Genomic DNA, 17,317 nt, shown 5'->3' with positions numbered 1-17,317 from the left:
TTATGGAAAATAAAGCACATGCATTGATGGCCGGCTTGTTCACAGTGGCCTTGCTGGCGGCGGCAATCTTCGGCGTCATGTGGTTCAACAGCGATCGCATCGAAAGAGTGCCGTACGAAATCGCCACCACCTTGTCGGTGCCGGGGCTGAACCCGCAAGCCGATGTCCGCTATCGGGGGCTGGACGCGGGCAAGGTCGATGCCATCACCTTCGATCCCAAAGTGCCGGGCCAGATCCTGATCCAACTGAAAATCAACCCCGACACGCCGGTCACGCAATCGACCTACGGCACGCTGAGCTATCAAGGAGTGACCGGGATCGCCTATATCCAGCTGGATGACGACGGCAGCAAGCCGGTCAAGCTCGTCAGCAGCAAAAAGCATCTGGCGCGGATCGAGTTGCGCCCCAGCCTGTTCGACAATATCCAGAGCAAGGGCGCGGCGATTCTGCTGCAAGCCACCGAAACCGTCGGCCGCCTGAATGCGCTGCTGGCCGCCGACAACCAGAAAACCATGCTGGCGGCGTTTAGCGACGTCAGCAAAACGGCCAACGAGTACCGGGCCATGCCGCGCCAGCTGGAGCCGACGCTGAGCAAGCTGCCGGCGATGACCGAGCAACTCAGCCAAGCGCTGAACTCGATCACCGTGCTGTCCAAAAACATGTCGGTGCTCAGCAATAACCTCAATACCCTGACCGCCAGCCTGCAGGGGCCGGACAGCGCGGTCACGCAATTGTCCGGCACGGTGCAGAATATCGGCGGCGTGGCCAACGGCGTCGAGCACGACACGCTGCCGCGGATCAATACGCTGACCAAGGAAGCGCGGGCCTCGATTCGGACCTTGAATCAGGCGCTGGATAATTTCAACCAGCAACCGCAAAGCATTCTGTTCGGCAGCAAAGGCCTGCAGCCCGGGCCGGGAGAAGCCGGCTTTACGGCTCCTCCAGTCAAATAAGGCATCTCATGAATAAAACACTCGCAAGCTTTATTGCCGTCGGCGCGCTCCTGATCGGTGGCTGCGCGACCAAAATCGATCCGCCTGTGCAGTACGATTTCGGCAGCTTGCCGCCCGCTGCCGCGGCAGCCGCACTGCCGCCGATCAGCCTGGCCGATGTCAATGCGCCAGCCTGGCTGGACAACAACATGATGTTTTTCCGGCTGGCCTACGCCAACCAGCAACAGCCGCGGCCGTATGCCGGCAGCCGCTGGACCATGCCGCCGGCGCAGCTGTTCCAGCAACGCTTGAAGTCGCGCCTGGCGCAGGCCGGCGGCACCGTGCTGGCGTTGTCCGATGCCGCGCTCAACATGCCGGTGCTGCGGATCGACCTGGACGATTTCACGCAAACCTTCGATACGCCGTCGCACAGCGTGTCGCAGCTGACGGTGCGGGCCTCGTTATTCAACGGCCGGCTGCTGCTGGCGCAAAAGACGTTCAGCCGTCAGGCCGACACCCCCAGCGCCGACGCCCCCGGCGCCGCGCGCGCCTTCGCCACGGTCAACGATGCGGTGATCGACGACATGATGAACTGGCTGGCGAGCGTGCCGGTGAAGAAATGATGACGCCATCATGAAAGTCGAACAGCCGCTGTCGACCACCCGCAGCACGCCGTCGTTCGCGCGGGTCAGTTTATTGATTTACCTGTTGCTGATCGTGTATGCCAGCTGGTATCCGTTTGCCGGCTGGCGCGATCTCGGTCTGTCGGCGTTTGCCTTCCTGTCGGCGCCGCTGCCGCATTACTGGACCGTGTTCGATGTCTGGACCAATGTCGCCGGCTATCTGCCGCTGGGTTGCCTGATGGTGCTGTCGCTGCCCGGGCCGCCCCGGCTTTCCGCGTACTGGGCGGTGTTGCTGGCGGCTGTGGCCGGCATCCTGATCTCCGGCACGATGGAAGCGGTCCAGACTTTTTTGCCGACCCGGGTCGCCTCCAACCTGGATCTGATGACCAATAGCGCCGGGGCCTTGATCGGCGCCGTGCTCGGGGCCATCCTGCGCCGCCGTTTCGGGCCGGACAGCCGCGTGCGGCAATTGCGCGAGCGCTGGTTCAATCGCGAAGCCAGCCACGGCATGGTGGTGGTCGCGCTGTGGCCGCTGGCGCAGATTTACCCCTTGAGTCATCTGTTCGGTTTCGGGCAATTTACGACCATGTTGTCCAACTGGTTGTCCGATTTGCTGGGCGAGCCGGTCGATCTGGTGGCATGGATGAGCAACGACATGCAATTGAGCGCCGCCCAATATTGGCTCGCGGAAACGGTGATCACCGCTTGCGGCCTGGTGGGGGCGGCGCTGACCTTTTTGATCATGCTGCGCAAGCATGCGCCGAAGGTGCGCCTGACCATCCTGCTGGTATTTGCCGCGCTGACCGTCAAGGCGCTGGCGACCGCTTTGTTGTTTGCGCCGGACAATGCCTTTGTCTGGCTGACGCCGGGCTCGTTCGGCGGCTTGCTGATCGGCGCCATCATGTTGAGCGGCCTGGCTTTTGCGCCGTCGCTGGCGCAACGCCGGATTGCGGCGCTGACCTTGAGCCTGACGCTGTTGCTGGTGAACGTGATGCCGAACAATCCGTATTACACCGAGACCTTGCAAACCTGGTCGCAAGGAAAGTTTCTTAATTTCAATGGCGTCGCACAATTCCTGGCCTTGCTGTGGCCGTTTTGCACGCTCTGGTTCCTGTTTCATCCGATGCACCGAGCTAGTGTCCTGTCCCGCAAATAAGTTCGATCGAAACGCTCCATTTGACCGCCATGCCGCGTTGCTCGTCGTTGCCATAGCTTGCTATGACGCCTCCTCACGCCTTGCCTGACAGCCAAATGGAACATTTCATTTCATCAAACTATTTACGGGACAGGACACTAGCCTGAAGCGATCATGATGGCGGTGTATGATGCCCGTGTTTCCGTCAACGCCAAACCATCCCGCACCCTGCCATGAGCGACAAACCCTACTATCAGCACCACGTATTTTTCTGTTTGAACCAACGCGCTCCCGGCGAGCGCACCTGCTGCGCCAACAGCGGCGCGCAAGCGGCGCAGGAACATGCCAAGCGTCGCGTCAAGGAACTGGGCCTGGCCGGCGAAGGCAAAGTCCGCATCAACAAGGCCGGTTGCCTTGAACGCTGCGAAGAAGGCCCGGCCCTGGTGATTTATCCGGAAGGCACCTGGTACACCTACGTCGACAACGAAGACATCGATGAAATCATCGATGTCCATCTGGTTGGCGGCAAGATTGTGGAACGCCTAAAAATCTAACAACGATCGCAAGAAGTAGGTCGGAAAAGCGCAGCGCCTTCCGACATTGCGCATCGCATGCAAAAGTTATCATCGCCGACATAGCGCATCGCCTACAGAAGTTATCATCGCGAGCATCACGGCTACGCCATCCAAGTAATTCACCCCATGAACGCCCAAACCCAACATTTCTCAATCCCCGGCGCCGTCGCCCAACTCGAATGCGCGCTAGACCTGCCCGACCCCGCAGAATTCGCGACGCCGCGCGGCTTGGCGCTGGTCGCCCATCCCCACCCGTTGTACGGCGGCACGATGGACAACAAGGTGGCGCAAACTCTGGCGCGAGGCTTCGTGGCCCTAGGCTACGTCGCGGTACGCATGAATTTCCGCGGCGTCGGCCAGTCTGGCGGCGTGTACGACGAGGGGCGCGGCGAGACCGATGACATGGCGCTGCTGCTGGTGCATATGCGTCAGCAATATCCCGATTTGCCGCTGGCGCTGGGCGGGTTCTCGTTCGGCACCTTCGTGCAGTCGCAGTTGCAACAGCGCTTGACCGCTGCGGGTACGCCGGCCGAGCGGCTGGTGCTGGTCGGCACCGCAGCCGGAAAATGGCCGATGCCGACTGTGCCGGCCGACAGCATCCTGATCCATGGCGAGCTGGACGACACGATTCCGTTGAGCGCGGTGTTCGATTGGGCACGCCCGCAAGACATCCCGGTGATCGTAATTCCCGGCGCAGATCATTTTTTTCATCGCCGGCTGCAACATATTAAGAATCTCATGGTCGGACTGTGGCATCGCTGAGGGCCAGCCCGGTTCTGTTCAAACGGTAACTCGATGCCGATCATGCAAGCGGTAACGTTATAATCCCGCCTGACTGTTCCGCTTACCTGTTTTATCCACCTGTTTTACGCTCATTTAGTTGCTCGATAGCGACATTTGCCATCGCACTGATTTTATTTGTCCTGACTTCCTCACTCGATACCCCATGAAAAAAATACTCGCGGCGCTCGCTGCAACCGTCTTTTCCTTATCCGCTGCGGTGGCCCAGACTTTGCCGCCGCCGACCGTGGCCGCCAAATCCTGGTTCTTGCTGGATGCCACCAGCAACCAGGTGATCGCCGCGCAAGATCCCGAGATGCGCATCGAGCCGGCATCGCTGGCTAAAATCATGACCGCGTATGTGGTTTTCGATGCGCTCAAGGACAAGAAAATCAGCCTCAACCAGATGATCAACGTCTCGGTAAAGGCTTGGAAAGTCGATCCAAGCAGTTCCAAGATGTTTATCGAGCCGAACAAGCCGGTCTCGATCAACGATTTGCTGTACGGCCTGATGGTGGTGTCGGGCAACGACGCTGCGGTGGCGCTGGCGGAAGCGGTGGCCGGCACCGAAGATTCCTTCGTCGCACTGATGAACCAGGAAGCGGCACGGATGGGCATGAAGGCGACCCATTTCGGCAATCCGCACGGCTTGCCGAGCGCCGATACCTACTCGACCGCACAGGATCTGGCGACGTTGTCGGCGCACGTGATTGCGGATTTCCCGGATTTTTACAAGATCGACTCGACCAAGAGCTTCACCTACAACAAGATCACCCAGCCTAACCGTAACCGTTTGCTGTGGCTCGATCCGACTGTGGACGGCATGAAGACCGGCCACACCAGCAGCGCCGGCTATTCGATCATCGCCAGCGCCAAGCGGCCCAATGCGGGCGGCGACCGCCGTCTGCTGGCGGTAGTGATCGGTACCGGCTCCGACCAGACCCGTACCCAGGAAGCGCAAAAATTGTTGAACTGGGGCTTCCAGAACTTCGACGCCGTGAAGCTGTACGCCAAAGGCCAGGCGGTGGATACGCCGCGGGTCTGGAAGGGCGCCAAGAACCAGGTCAAGATCGGCTTCACCCGCGACGTCTACGTGACGGTGCCGAAGGGCGTTGCCGAGAAAATCAAGCCGGTCATTGAACGCACCGATCCGCTGATCGCACCGATCCAGCAAAACGCCAAGGTCGGCACCCTGAAAATCACCGCCGACGGCAAGACCATTGCCGCCTTGCCGGTGCTGGCGCTGGAAGACGTGAATCAGGCCAGCATTTTCGGCCGCGCCTGGGATTCGATCCGCTTGCTGTTCAAATAAAGCAGCGGCAATTTCTGGCAAAAAGGATGACAGCTTCGGCTGTCATTTTTTTTGTCCTGAACGTTTGTTGGCGGCTAGGGCCCTGGCTTTGCGACCGTAGCCTGCATACTTTTTTTGCATACCCCGGAGCCGGTCGCCGTGCCAGAATTGTGCTTCACATTTTTTCAGGAATCCGATCATGCAAGACCCGCTCGTCTATCTCAACGGCAGCATGACGCCGCTATCCGAAGCTCGCATCCCGGTGCTCGATCGCGGCTTTATCTTTGGCGACGGCGTGTACGAGGTGGTGCCGATTTATGCGCGAAAATTATTCCGCGCCGAGCAGCATATGGCGCGGCTGTTTCGCAGCCTGGCGGCGATCGGTATTCCAAATCCGCATGACAAGCAACAATGGATGGCCCTGATTGACGCCGTGATCAAGGCCCATCCGGCCGACGATCAGATGGTCTACATCCACGTGACGCGCGGCGTCGCCAAGCGCGGCCATGCGTTTCCCAAGGAGCCGCTGACGCCGACCGTTTTCATCATGACCAATCCGCTGGTATTGCCAAGCGCCGAGTTGCGCGCCACCGGCGTGCCGTGCGTGGCAATCGAAGACTTGCGCTGGCTGCATTGCGAAATCAAATCCATCTCGCTGCTCGGCAACGTGCTGGCGGCGCAGACCGCGGCGCAACACGGGGTGGTCGAAGCGATCCAGTTTCGCGACGGCTTCCTGACCGAAGCCTCGTCCTCCAATGTCTGGATCGTCCGCGACGGCAAGCTGATGGCGCCGCCCAAGGACAATCTGATCCTGGAAGGAATTCGCTACGGCTTGATCGAAGAATTGTGCGCGGCCGGCGGTATCCGGTTCGAAGCGCGCCGCATTGCGCGCGAAGAAGTATTCAGCGCCGATGAAGTATTGCTGTCGTCGGCCACCAAGGAAGTGCTGCCGGTGACCTCGATTGACGGCAAGGCTATTGGAAACGGCCGTCCCGGCCCCATTTATGCACAGTTATACGAGGCTTATCAGGCGGTCAAAGCCGGCATGCGGTGATGGCGGCTTGTCAGCCTTTCCAGGGTGGACCGGTTTCAGGAGTAAACTAGCCACCTGCCTCACAACCGTAGAGTAATTATCATGACCCACGCCACCGACAGCCTGATCGAATATCCCAGCGACTTTCCCATCAAAATCATGGGGCCGACGCACGATGCATTTGCAGAAACCATAGTCGGCGTCGTGGTGCAGCACGATCCTACTTTTCACATCGACAAGCTCGAAATACGGCCGTCGTCGAAAGGCAATTACACCGGCCTGACCGCCACCGTGCGCGCCATCAACCGTGAGCAACTCGACAATCTGTACCGGGCGCTGTCGTCGCATCCGATGGTCAAGATGGTGCTGTAGCTAGTGTCATTTCAGGGGGCATCAATTGCCGGCCGGCTGCGGCCAATTGCTTAGCACCTTGAAATGCTTCACTTCTTGCCGCAGCCAGTGATGAAACGCCTGCACTTGCGGTTTGGCCATCGCCTCCGGGGTGCAGGCAAAATAATATGACATCGGGCTGCGTGCCACCACATCGAACAGCCGCACCAGCTCGCCCGAGGCAATTTCCTGCAGCGCGATAGTGTGCCGGGTCAGCGCGATGCCAAGGCCATCCGAGGCCGAGCGCAGCAGCATCGAGGCATCCTCGATCAGCAATCCGCCGCTGGGCTCCGCCAGCGCGATTCCGGCGGCCTCAAACCAGGGCTGCCAAGAAGCTTCCGAATCCATCCGTAACAGGCTGCACTGCTCCAGATCTTGCGGCGATTGCGGCAAATTGCCGTCGCGATAATGCGGACTGGCGACCGGGTAGTAAAAATCATCCATCAGCTTTTCGACCACCAGCCCCGGATAGTTGCCTTTGCCAAAGCGCAGGCCGACATCGATCGATTCACGCGTCAGGTCATGCAAATGGCTACTCGATTGCAGGATCACTTCGGTATCGGGATACAGGTCGATAAATTTCCACAGACGCGGCGCCAGCCAGCGCGACGCAAACGACGGCAATGCTGAAATGGTCAGGCGCTTCTGTTTGGCGTCGATTTTCAAGGCTTCCGCCGCCACCGCGATCTCATTCAAGGACCTGCGGATCGTGTCGGCAAAGCGCTGGCCCTGCTCGGTGATCGTAATGCGCTTGCCGTGACGCGTGAACAACACCACTCCCAGATCGTCTTCCAGCGCCCGGATTTGATGGCTGACGGCGCCCGGCGTCACATGAATCTCATCGGCTGCGCGCGAAAAGCTCCCATGGCGGGCCGCCGCTTCAAAGGCGCGCAAAGCGGAAAGATTCGGAAGTTTTCGGAGATCGGCCACTGTATGTGAAAAAAATTAGCAAGGCGAAGGAAAATTACTCGTTTTGTTTGCGCTCGGGCATTGACTAGAATGTCCTAGCAGCAACAGAGATCGTCCTATATCAGCTGGTTTGAAATGTGCCTTAAAAGGAGATGCGACGGTCAATATACCAGCAGTTTCGAGGAGTTACATTATGAGAACATTATTCACGAATGGATCCTTAACCATCGGCGCCGGTCAGGTCATGTCGGTGTCCTCGCCGGTAGCGCAGTCCTTGCAAATCGTCAGCGGCCGGGTGTGGGTCACGGTTGCCGGTCAATCGGACGATTACTGGTTATCCGCCGGTCAATTCCTGAACGTCGCGGCCGACAGCCATATCGTCATCGAGGCCGACAAGGCTGCCAGTGTGCTGCAAATTCAGCAATTGGCGCCGCGCCTGGCATCGGGTGCGCGGGCTGGGTCCAGGCGCCATCTGCCGGCCAATGCTGCGGCATGTTGAGGTGACATTGCGTCTTTTTCCAAGGAAGTTTGGTGCAAGATAATTTTATTCTGTATGGCAATGTCAATTCGGGCCATGCATACAAAGTCAGATTGATGCTGGCGGTCGGTGGCGTGGAGCACGACTACCAGCATATCGATATCGATCAGCCGCGCAGCGCACGGCCGGAACCGTTTCGCAGCCTTGCCAAATTCGGCCAAGTGCCGTTGTTGCTTCATAACGGCAGGCCCTACGTCCAGTCGGATGCGATTTTGTGTCATTTGGCCGAACATACCGGCCGTTTTGGGGCCGAAACGCCGGAACGAATGGCGTGCGTCCGCGAGTGGCTGTTCTGGGAAGCCAACCGCCTGGGCATGTGCTTGCCCCAATTGCGTTGGGCGCGGCGTTTTGAACCGGATGCCTATAACGCCGGCGCAGTGGCATGGCTGCAAGGCCGCTTCGATGTCGATATCGCGATACTGGACGCGGAGCTTGCGGATGGCCGGGCTTTTATCGTTGATGACAGTCCGACCGTTGCCGATTTTTCATTGTGCGGCTATTTGTTCTGGGCCGACGCCGCTGAAGTGAAGCTGCCGCAGAACGTTGCTGCATGGTTAGAGCGGATAAGCCGGCTGCCGGCTTGGCGTGCGCCGGATGTCTTATTGGCAGCTTGAATCCTGCTCCCGGGCCTGACGTGCGGCCCGCATTTTCGGTACACTGCCAGCTATGTCCAGCATTTCTCAGCACATTTCTCGGCCAGTTCCTCACATTATCCAGCGCGGCATCGAGTCTTATGACGTCAGTTTCAACGCGATGCGCGCTTTTACCGATGCCCGTACTGCCGATAGCGCCGACCAGTTGTGGATAGTCGAACATCCGCCGGTTTTCACGCTCGGGCTGGGCGCTGATCCGAGTCATGTATTGGCGCCGCATGCGATTCCCGTGGTCCAGACCGATCGCGGCGGCGAAGTGACCTATCACGGACCGGGCCAGGTGGTTATTTACCTATTGATGGATTTGCGCCGCCAGCGTCCCTCCGCCCGCTTATTCGTGCGCGAATTTGTGCAGAGCATAGAGCAAGCGGTGATCGACACGCTGGCGGCGTATAATCTGGCCGGTGAACGCAAGCCCGGCGCGCCCGGGATCTACGTTGCCGGCGGTCATTGGCAGGGTGCAAAAATCGCAGCGCTTGGCTTGAAAGTCCGTGCCAGCGGCTGCACGTACCATGGAGTGTCGCTCAATGTTGCAATGGATTTGAGTCCGTTTTCATGGATCAATCCGTGCGGCTACGAAGGCCTGCCGACCATCGACATGAAAACACTTGGCGTTGATGTGGCGCTCTCAGAGGTGCAGTTGGCGCTTGCTCACAAATTGATAGACCGCTTCAGCTGAAACGTCAGCAAAGAAAACCGTTTAAAACATGACAACAGAAATCACTCCGCCGCTGCCAGCCGAATCTGCCGCTGCCTACAATCCTTCCGAGAAGCAAAAAGGCGCCAGCAAGACAGCGCGGATTCCGATCAAGATCGTTCCGATCGAACGCCTGAAAAAGCCTGACTGGATCCGGGTCAAGGCGGCTTCGCCATCGTCCCGTTTTTACGAAATCAAAGATATTCTGCGCGCCAACAACCTGGTCACCGTCTGCGAGGAAGCCAGCTGCCCGAATATCGGTGAATGCTTCGGCAAGGGCACCGCGACTTTCATGATCATGGGCGACAAATGCACCCGTCGCTGCCCGTTTTGCGACGTCGGTCATGGCCGGCCGGACCCACTGGATGTCAACGAACCCGAAAACCTGGCGAAAACCATCGCCGCGCTGAAATTGAACTATGTGGTCATCACCAGCGTCGATCGCGATGATTTGCGCGACGGCGGCGCCGCCCACTTCGCCGAATGCATCCGCCGGGTACGCGAACTGTCGCCAGCCACCCGCATCGAGATCCTGACCCCGGACTTCCGCGGCCGCATGGATAGGGCGCTGGAAATTCTCAATCTGGCGCCGCCGGATGTGATGAATCACAACCTGGAAACCGCACCGCGGCTGTACAAGGAAGCGCGCCCGGGTTCCGATTACGAATATTCGCTGAATCTGCTGAAGCGCTTCAAGGCGCTGCATCCAAACACCCCGACCAAATCCGGCATCATGGTCGGCCTGGGCGAAACAGATGAAGAAGTGCTGCAGGTCATGCGCGATCTGCGGGCGCACGACGTCGACATGCTGACCATAGGCCAATACCTGATGCCAAGCGGCAATCACCTGCCGGTCCGTCGCTACGTCCATCCCGACACCTTCAAGATGTATGAAGAAGAAGCCTACAAGATGGGCTTTGTGCACGCGGCAGTGGGGGCGATGGTGCGCAGCTCATACCATGCGGATCAGCAGGCGCATGACGCTGGGCTGGTGTGAACAATCAATAGTTAATGCGACAAATTAGAAGTTGGCGGCCGACTCATGCCGCCCGATTTCATAAATGTACTCATCGCTGACGGCGCCTTTGAACTCGTCAGCATTTTCGATCACGCCGGTTCGGTGGAATCCAAGCGATTCGAGCAACTTCCATGACGCCTCATTGCGCGTGTCCAGCAGGGCCGACACCGTGTTGACGGGATAGCTGGCGAAGATGTGGGCGAGCAGGGCCGTGCAGGCATCCCGGGCATATCCTTGGCGCCAATGGCGCGGAAACACTTCGTAGGCGATATAGGTCTCGCCGGAACAGTGCAGCGTAGCCTGCACTGTCCCCACATAGTCTGAGTGGGTAGGACGATAAATGGCGTAGTTCAGCCAGATTTCGCTGCCATCCGCCGATTGGCGCTTGGCCCAGCGAGCGTATCTTTGTTCCAGCGCCTCCCGGGATTCTGGCGCCGAGTGCGGGATGAATGTGTACAGTTCCGGCGCCTGAAGATCGGCAAACAATGCGGCGGCGTGAGACGGCAGGATGGGTTGCAGAATCAGGTCTTGGGCCAGCAGTTCACGCCCAGCATCAACTGCTTGCATTCGAGCCGATCTCGTTGTCCATCCTGGGCTGGAAACTCAGCAACAGCGAGTGCACCGTCTCTCCCGCAGAAATCGGGGAGCGGCCGTGCAGTACGCATACGCCGAAGAAGATCGCCAGCTCACCCGGTTCCAGACGATATTCCATTGGCGGGCTGTCCGGCCAGTAGACGATGCTGGTCGATGACGGTGCAGCAGGGTCGAGCTGGTCGTTGCGCAGTCCTATCATGACGGTGACCGACGTAAACGCATTGTCCACATGCGGCTTGCTGCATTGTCCGGCGACTTCGTAGTAGATATAGCTGCTGATGTAGCTGTGCTGGCAGGGACCGGCGTGCTGCGTGACCAGACGGTAGAGATCGTCGGAGGCGGCCAGTTTTTCGCACACCGTGCTGTCGTCCGGCGTATCGACCGTGACGATGAACTGTTCGTAGTTTTCCTTGGCTTGGGGACGAAAACTCAGTGCCTCGGCACGCAGCTGTTGCACCAGGTCGTCGGTCATGAAGTCCGGACGCCCGCGGTACACGATGCCATATTTAGGCACGCGCTCCCGGAAAGGTTGAATCGCAAGCGTACAGCGCAAAAACTCGGAGAAGCGGCTGCGCTTCTCCGGGCTGTGGCTTATTTCAAAATCGTTTTCCAGTTCGTTGGCGCTGGCGACCGATAGCTGGAATTTCAGCGCATCCCGCTCGTTCGGACTCAATTGTTCTGCAAAGCCTAGTAGCTTCTCGGACAGACCGACAGTCGTCTCCAGATCCATATGCCTAATTCCCAGGGAAAATCCGGTTGAAGCCGATGGTGAGCAGGTGAATGTCTTCGCCTTGCTGCACCAATGAACGGCCGTGAATGACACTGCTGCCGTGCATGATCATGACTTCGCCAATCTGCAGCCGATACGCTTCGGGTTCGCTGCGGGCTGGAAATACAACCGTCGCCGATGGCTCGCTGCCGGCCTCGTATTCATGGCGCAACATCAGTATCAGGTTCACCGAAAAAACCTCGGTGTCGACATGAGGACGAATGCCCAGTCCGGCTTGATCGTAGTAAAGATAGCTGGCAATGCCGGTGGGCGACACCGGCCCCACATGCTCGGCCACGAACTCTACAAGTTCCGGCGACACCGACAGCGCATCGGCGACTTGTCCGCCGCAGCCAAGAAAATGATCCATGCGGTCCAGCGGCTGATCGCGGCGGCTATGGGCTTCCTCCTGGAGCTTGAGCAACAAATCTGCCGTCACCCACGCCGGAGATCCGCGGTACGCAATCCCATTGGCGGGAATAGTGTCGGAGTGCGGCGTCAAATTCCTCAACGTTTCTGCCAGCAAATCAAATTGCTCCACGCTCGATTCCTGGTCGCGCCGCAGACGGTTATTACTGTCAAAGAAGCTGGAAACCTGATCGCCCAGCATGGCCTTCATTGCATCCCGTTCATTGAGCGACAGCTGCTGAATGAAATCCAGCATCCGCCCGGAACCGGCCCCGAGCGTCATTGCGGGATGCGATACAGCATCCTCGGAATCCGTTGTATCTATGGATGTACTCATAGCGGGGCCTTATATCTCTTAAAAAAGGATAGTTGCGAGGCAGCTGAGCGCCTCGTTTTATTTGACGGCGCGCTGCATCGGCTTCAGAAACACGACGTCGTCCTGGCTGACCGCGGCGCGTTGCATTGGCTTGAGGAACACGATCTCGTCCTGGACGGGCTCGGCGCGCTGCATCGGTTTGAGGAAAACCGACACCGCTTCCGTGCCATCGTTTTGAATCGGCTGGAAGGCCGCGTCTTGCGCCTCTGCCGGCTTGGGAGTCGAAGCGGCACACAGCACCAGCAACAAGCCCAACACGCTAGCGCTATGTTCGTTATTGGCGAGTGAAGCTTTGAAGCTGTCCAATTTAGCCGCCAGCGAAGAGTTCGCCTTGGCCTTGCTGGCTTCGAAGGCCTTTAATTCTTCAACGGTCTTGCGTTTCGCTTCGAGCGCCGCAGCGGAAAGTTCGGTCGACTCTTGCTTGCCCTCGGAACCACCATCACCAGCAGATAACTTTGAATTCATCATCATTCTCCTGTTAATAAAATCACTCTGGAATACCAATGGCGCTTCGGGCAGCAGCGTCGAACACTAAGCACCATGCGCGCCATGGCATTGTGCTTACTACCGTTCAACGCTCTCAGAGACCGAATCCTGATTGTAAGTCGCCGTTTCCATGCGACAACCTGTAACAATCGACAGGCTGGACTGGCGAAGTCGTGGCATGTGCACGAAGAAAAAACACCCTGGCGCAAACCAAGGTGTTTTTTACTGGGTGATGCTGTCCGATCCGTTTGGACAGTAAAGATCGCAACTATTTGCCGCGGCGCAGTTTTGCCAGCGTTGCCAGTTGCGCAGCGGCTTCGGCCAGTTCGGCTTGCGCTGCCGCGTAGTCGATATTCGTTTTCATATTTTGCAGTCGCTCTTCGGCTTGCTGCCTGGCCAGCATGGCCTTTGCTTCGTCGAGATCTTTGCCGCGAATCGCCGTGTCGGCCAGTATCGTCACCGTGAATGGCTGGATTTCGGCATAGCCGCCGGCGACATAAATGAAATCGTCTTCGCCCGAGGTGCGCCTGATATGCACCGCCCCCGGCTTCAGGCGCGTCAGCAGCGGAGTATGGCCGGGCAGGATGCCCAACTCGCCGGCGATGCCCGGCAAGGATACGAATCCGGCTTTGCCAGCGTACAGCTCGCCTTCCGGACTAACGACGACAACTTGGGTTTCCGACATACGGCTTCCTATAACAAAACTGCGCGGTTCGGCTGCCGCACTCAGTGCAGCTGGCCGCCGCTTTCCAGAATATCCTGCTGCGAATTCAAGGCCGTTTCCAGCGCCACCCGCAAACCGGCGATCACGGTTTCCAGCGCCAGGCTGGGTTGCCCCGGATGGCGTGCCGCCTGCGACGGCAGGTAGGGGATGTGGATGAAGCCGCCGCGGGTTGCCGGCATTTGCGTGGCAAGCAGGTGCATCAGGCCGTAGAACACATGATTGCAGACGAAAGTGCCGGCGCTGTGCGAGACCTCGGCAGGCACGCCGGCATCGCGCATGGCGCGCACGATGGCTTTGATCGGCAGAGTCGAGAAATAGGCGGCGGGTCCATCCGTTATCACCGGTGTATCAATCGGCTGGCGGCCCTCGTTGTCGGCGATGCGGGCATCGTTGAGGTTGATCGCGACGCGCTCCAGGGAGATCTGGCTGCGGCCGCCGGCCTGGCCAACGCAAATCACCAGCGCCGGCTTGACTTCAATGATCGCCTGCTCCAGCATCTGCAGCGCCGCGCCGAATACGCAGGGGAGCTGACGAGACACCACGCGGCTGCCGGCGCCGCATTGCCAGCCGTCCAGCGCCTGCACGGCATCCCACGACGGGTTGACGGGCTCCTGTTCGAACGGTTCGAAACCGGTGAGCAAAATATTGTGTGACATCGCTCGTTATCTTTTAAAAATGCATCAGGAAATAAAGCAGCAAGACATTCGCCAGCAGCAATGCCAGCGCGGTCGGAATCTGCGCCTTGATGATCGCGTTCTTGTCCGGCAAGTTCAGCAATGCGGCAGGCACGATATTGAAGTTGGCAGCCATCGGCGTCATCAATGTGCCGCAATACCCGGAGAACATGCCGATCGACGCCATCACGGCGGGATTGGCGTGATACACGCCGACCAGGACCGGAACCCCGACGCCGCCGGTCATCACCGGGAAAGCGGCAAAGCCATTGCCCATCACCATCGTGAAAATCGCCATGCCGAACACATACACCATCACCGCCACCAGCCGATAGTCCATATTGATGTTGCTGGCGGTGATGCTCGCGACCGCTTTGCCGACACCGGCGTCGGAAAACACCAGCCCCAGCATCGCCAACATTTGCGGCAGGACCAGCGCCCAGCCGAGCGCATCGGTCAGCCGGCGCGATTCGCGCATAGCCTGGCCGGGGCTGTCGCGCGTGAGCCAGCAGGCCAGTCCCAGCGCGATGATGCAGCCGAAGCTGAGGCTGACCAGGGTGGCGTTTTTGGGATCCAGCAGCAGTGCGCCGCCGATCCGGACATCTTTCAGCAGAACGGCGCAGAGCACCGTCACCAGCGGGATGGTCAGCGCCGGCACGAACAACTTGTTGCCGAGCCGGCGGGCCGTCGCCTGGCGTTGTTCGACGGACAGCTCCTGGTGTTTGGCGCCGACCACGCCGCCGCAACCGGCGATCACGGCCATTACAATCACGCCGACGCCGAGCAGGGCGGGCGGCAATTGCTCTCCTATCAGAAATACCGCCGCATACAGCGCCCAGAAGCCGCCGCTAGTCCAACGCCGCGGATGGTCGCGATCACGCAAAATCATCACAGCCGTGATCGCCAGTATCAGGCCGACCAGGTAATACAGATAGTTGATCGAGAGGATCATGCGGTCTCCTCCCCGGCGTCCACCGCAGCCGCGGCTTGGTAGCGCAGTTCGCGATCCAGTTGCGCATCCAGGCGCGACAGGCGCCAGCCGTGAATCGCGAATGCGCAAACCGCGGTCGGGATGCCCCACAACGCAATGTGCAAGGGCTCGACATCGATCCCGGCTTCATGCAGGAAGGTGGACATCAGGACGATGGCGCCGAACGCGACAAAAATATCTTCGCCGAAGAACAGGCCGACATTGTCGGTCGCCGCCGCAAATGCCCGCAGCTTGTAGCGCACCGCATCGGTCAATTGGCCGTAGCGGGTTTCGGCCGCGCCCTCGGCCATCGGCGCCAGCAGCGGCCGCACCATTTGCGGATGGCCGCCCAGGCTGGTGAGTCCGCAGGCCGCGGTCAACTCCCGCGCCGCCAGGTAGACCAGCAGCAGGCGGCCGGCTGTGGCCGATCGAATGCGCGCGATCCAGGCCTGCGCATGTTCGCGCAAACCGTGCCGTTCCAGCAGCCCGATCACCGCCAGCGGCAGCAGGATAATCAGGGCCAGGTTGCGGGTCTTGAGGAAGCCGGTGCCGATTTCGACCAGGATTTTTTCGACCGGGAATTGCGCCGCGAAGCCGGTGGCGATAGCGGCGGCGGCCACCACCAGCATAGGATTGAAGCGCAACACAAAGCCGGCGATGATGACGACGATGCCGATTAACGGCCATAGGTTGACGGATGCATCCATGGAGTCTCCTGTGTAATTCTTATTTTTATATGGTTAAAAAAACAAAGAAGTAGGTCGGAAAAGCGCAGCGCCTTCCGACGGCGTGAATCACATCAGCCGGTCAAGCCCTTGGCGTTTTCCGGCGGCGCGCAAAATGTCGGAAGGCGCTGCGCTTTTCCGACCTACGGACCAGGTGTCGATACGCGATCGCTACAACAGCGGAAACAGCGAAAAGCGATCTTTGTCCGCCGCGTTCACATGGCTGGCGGCGACCGCAATGCCTTCTTGCTCAAGATGCGCGCGAATCCGCTGGGCGAACGCCAGTGCGTGCGCGCCGTCGCCGTGCAGGCAGACCGTGTGCGCGGTGAGCGGCACCCAGCTGCCGTCGATCGCCTGAACTTTGCTGTCGCGGATCATGTGCATGGTTTGCGCCAGCATCTGTTCTTCATCTTCGATCAAGGCGCCGGGCGTGCCGCGCTGGACCAGGCTGCCGTCCGGGTTGTAGCCGCGATCGGCAAATACTTCTTCCACCGCGGTCAAGCCGGCGCGGTTGGCGGCCGCGATCAGTTCGCTGCCGGCCAGGCCGAACAGCGCCAGCGTCGGGTCGAAGTCGCGGACGGCGGCGGCAATCACATCGGCCAATTTGGCATCGCGCGCAGCCATGTTGTACAACGCGCCGTGCGGTTTGACGTGGGCCAGGCGGGCGCCGTGGGCGACCGCGATGGCGGCCAGGGCGCCGATTTGATACAGCACGCCGCTGTAGATTTCCTGCGGCGGCAACTGCATTTCGCCGCGGCCGAAATTGTCGCGGTCGGGAAAGCTAGGATGGGCTCCGATCGCCACCCCGCGCTCCAGTGCCCAGCTCACGCAATGCTGCATCGTCAGCGCGCTGCCGGCGTGCCAGCCGCAGGCGATATTGGCCGAACTGACCAGCGCCAGCAAGGCTTCATCATTGCCGTTGCTGCCTTCGCCGAGGTCGGCGTTGAGGTCGATGCTTAGTTGCGAATTGGCTGGCGCATCTTTTTTCCGTGAAATGTTTTTTGGCATCGTTCACTC

General features: G+C 59.5%; 22 protein-coding genes. 12 read left to right on the top strand and 10 right to left on the bottom strand.

What is annotated here, in order from left to right; genetic code table 11:
• Window positions 1-2 precede the first annotated feature (2 nt).
• The 8 genes from ACFPM8_RS04115 (at window position 3) to ACFPM8_RS04080 (ending at window position 6,741) form a co-directional block, all read left to right on the top strand.
• Window positions 3-953, top strand: coding sequence for an MlaD family protein (locus ACFPM8_RS04115; protein ID WP_378995243.1), 951 nt, complete (start codon window positions 3-5; stop codon window positions 951-953).
• 8 nt (window positions 954-961) lie between these two features.
• A complete protein-coding gene (locus tag ACFPM8_RS04110) occupies window positions 962-1,555 on the top strand; it encodes an ABC-type transport auxiliary lipoprotein family protein (RefSeq protein WP_378995241.1) in 594 nt (197 codons plus the stop codon).
• 10 nt (window positions 1,556-1,565) lie between these two features.
• Window positions 1,566-2,711 (top strand): VanZ family protein, encoded by a 1,146-nt coding sequence (locus tag ACFPM8_RS04105; protein ID WP_378995239.1) that lies wholly within the window; start codon window positions 1,566-1,568, stop codon window positions 2,709-2,711.
• A 212-nt stretch (window positions 2,712-2,923) separates the two neighbouring features.
• A complete protein-coding gene (locus ACFPM8_RS04100; RefSeq protein ID WP_378995237.1) occupies window positions 2,924-3,244 on the top strand; it encodes a (2Fe-2S) ferredoxin domain-containing protein in 321 nt (106 codons plus the stop codon).
• 147 nt (window positions 3,245-3,391) lie between these two features.
• The gene (locus ACFPM8_RS04095; RefSeq protein ID WP_378995235.1) at window positions 3,392-4,027 is read left to right on the top strand and encodes an alpha/beta hydrolase; all 636 of its coding nucleotides are present in this window, start codon (window positions 3,392-3,394) and stop codon (window positions 4,025-4,027) included.
• A gap of 184 nt (window positions 4,028-4,211) precedes the next feature.
• Window positions 4,212-5,357 carry a D-alanyl-D-alanine carboxypeptidase family protein gene (locus tag ACFPM8_RS04090; protein WP_378995233.1) on the top strand — a complete coding sequence of 382 codons (1,146 nt, stop codon included), beginning with the start codon at window positions 4,212-4,214 and terminating at the stop codon, window positions 5,355-5,357.
• Between the two features lie 178 nt (window positions 5,358-5,535).
• On the top strand, window positions 5,536-6,390 hold the full coding sequence (locus tag ACFPM8_RS04085) for a D-amino acid aminotransferase (protein WP_378995231.1): 855 nt from the start codon (window positions 5,536-5,538) through the stop codon (window positions 6,388-6,390).
• Window positions 6,391-6,471: 81 nt separating this feature from the next.
• Complete coding sequence (locus tag ACFPM8_RS04080; RefSeq protein ID WP_378995228.1) at window positions 6,472-6,741, top strand: DUF493 family protein; 270 nt, start codon at window positions 6,472-6,474, stop codon at window positions 6,739-6,741.
• 21 nt (window positions 6,742-6,762) lie between these two features.
• Here the strand turns inward: ACFPM8_RS04080 and gcvA are convergent, their stop codons facing one another.
• Window positions 6,763-7,689 (bottom strand): transcriptional regulator GcvA, encoded by a 927-nt coding sequence (gcvA, locus tag ACFPM8_RS04075; RefSeq protein WP_378995226.1) that lies wholly within the window; start codon window positions 7,687-7,689, stop codon window positions 6,763-6,765.
• A gap of 172 nt (window positions 7,690-7,861) precedes the next feature.
• Here gcvA and ACFPM8_RS04070 point away from each other — a divergent pair, with 172 nt between their 5' ends.
• The 4 genes from ACFPM8_RS04070 to lipA are packed head-to-tail and all read left to right on the top strand — an operon-like array spanning window position 7,862 to window position 10,553.
• Window positions 7,862-8,167: a DUF2917 domain-containing protein gene (locus ACFPM8_RS04070; protein ID WP_378995224.1), complete on the top strand. Its 306-nt coding sequence runs from the start codon at window positions 7,862-7,864 to the stop codon at window positions 8,165-8,167.
• A gap of 32 nt (window positions 8,168-8,199) precedes the next feature.
• The gene (locus ACFPM8_RS04065; protein WP_378995222.1) at window positions 8,200-8,820 is read left to right on the top strand and encodes a glutathione S-transferase family protein; all 621 of its coding nucleotides are present in this window, start codon (window positions 8,200-8,202) and stop codon (window positions 8,818-8,820) included.
• Between the two features lie 52 nt (window positions 8,821-8,872).
• Window positions 8,873-9,538 (top strand): lipoyl(octanoyl) transferase LipB, encoded by a 666-nt coding sequence (gene lipB / locus ACFPM8_RS04060; RefSeq protein WP_378995219.1) that lies wholly within the window; start codon window positions 8,873-8,875, stop codon window positions 9,536-9,538.
• A 28-nt stretch (window positions 9,539-9,566) separates the two neighbouring features.
• Window positions 9,567-10,553 (top strand): lipoyl synthase, encoded by a 987-nt coding sequence (gene lipA / locus ACFPM8_RS04055; protein ID WP_378995217.1) that lies wholly within the window; start codon window positions 9,567-9,569, stop codon window positions 10,551-10,553.
• 24 nt (window positions 10,554-10,577) lie between these two features.
• Here the strand turns inward: lipA and ACFPM8_RS04050 are convergent, their stop codons facing one another.
• The 9 genes from ACFPM8_RS04050 to pxpA all read right to left on the bottom strand — a co-directional run bounded on the left by ACFPM8_RS04050 (window position 10,578) and on the right by pxpA (window position 17,308).
• Window positions 10,578-11,141 carry a GNAT family N-acetyltransferase gene (locus tag ACFPM8_RS04050; protein ID WP_378995214.1) on the bottom strand — a complete coding sequence of 188 codons (564 nt, stop codon included), beginning with the start codon at window positions 11,139-11,141 and terminating at the stop codon, window positions 10,578-10,580.
• The gene (locus ACFPM8_RS04045) at window positions 11,128-11,898 is read right to left on the bottom strand and encodes a hypothetical protein (protein WP_378995212.1); all 771 of its coding nucleotides are present in this window, start codon (window positions 11,896-11,898) and stop codon (window positions 11,128-11,130) included. Before ACFPM8_RS04045 ends, ACFPM8_RS04050 begins: the two co-directional genes overlap by 14 nt.
• Before the next feature lie 4 nt (window positions 11,899-11,902).
• Entirely contained in the window at window positions 11,903-12,682 is a 780-nt protein-coding gene (locus tag ACFPM8_RS04040; protein WP_378995210.1) for a hypothetical protein, read from the bottom strand.
• A 57-nt stretch (window positions 12,683-12,739) separates the two neighbouring features.
• A complete protein-coding gene (locus ACFPM8_RS04035) occupies window positions 12,740-13,186 on the bottom strand; it encodes a hypothetical protein (RefSeq protein WP_378995208.1) in 447 nt (148 codons plus the stop codon).
• A gap of 289 nt (window positions 13,187-13,475) precedes the next feature.
• On the bottom strand, window positions 13,476-13,892 hold the full coding sequence (locus tag ACFPM8_RS04030; RefSeq protein WP_378995205.1) for a F0F1 ATP synthase subunit epsilon: 417 nt from the start codon (window positions 13,890-13,892) through the stop codon (window positions 13,476-13,478).
• Window positions 13,893-13,933: 41 nt separating this feature from the next.
• Window positions 13,934-14,587 carry a pyroglutamyl-peptidase I gene (gene pcp, locus ACFPM8_RS04025; RefSeq protein ID WP_378995203.1) on the bottom strand — a complete coding sequence of 218 codons (654 nt, stop codon included), beginning with the start codon at window positions 14,585-14,587 and terminating at the stop codon, window positions 13,934-13,936.
• A gap of 13 nt (window positions 14,588-14,600) precedes the next feature.
• Entirely contained in the window at window positions 14,601-15,557 is a 957-nt protein-coding gene (locus tag ACFPM8_RS04020; protein ID WP_378995201.1) for a DUF979 domain-containing protein, read from the bottom strand.
• Window positions 15,554-16,282 carry a DUF969 domain-containing protein gene (locus ACFPM8_RS04015; RefSeq protein WP_378995199.1) on the bottom strand — a complete coding sequence of 243 codons (729 nt, stop codon included), beginning with the start codon at window positions 16,280-16,282 and terminating at the stop codon, window positions 15,554-15,556. Before ACFPM8_RS04015 ends, ACFPM8_RS04020 begins: the two co-directional genes overlap by 4 nt.
• Before the next feature lie 189 nt (window positions 16,283-16,471).
• Window positions 16,472-17,308, bottom strand: coding sequence for a 5-oxoprolinase subunit PxpA (gene pxpA / locus ACFPM8_RS04010; RefSeq protein ID WP_378995197.1), 837 nt, complete (start codon window positions 17,306-17,308; stop codon window positions 16,472-16,474).
• Window positions 17,309-17,317 lie beyond the last annotated feature (9 nt).

It is taken from the genome of Paraherbaspirillum soli, assembly GCF_042654985.1.
In the GTDB taxonomy this organism is placed as follows: domain Bacteria; phylum Pseudomonadota; class Gammaproteobacteria; order Burkholderiales; family Burkholderiaceae_D; genus Paraherbaspirillum; species Paraherbaspirillum soli.
The sequence above is the reverse complement of the archived record's forward strand: the minus strand, read 5'-3'. Positions and strand labels throughout refer to the sequence as shown.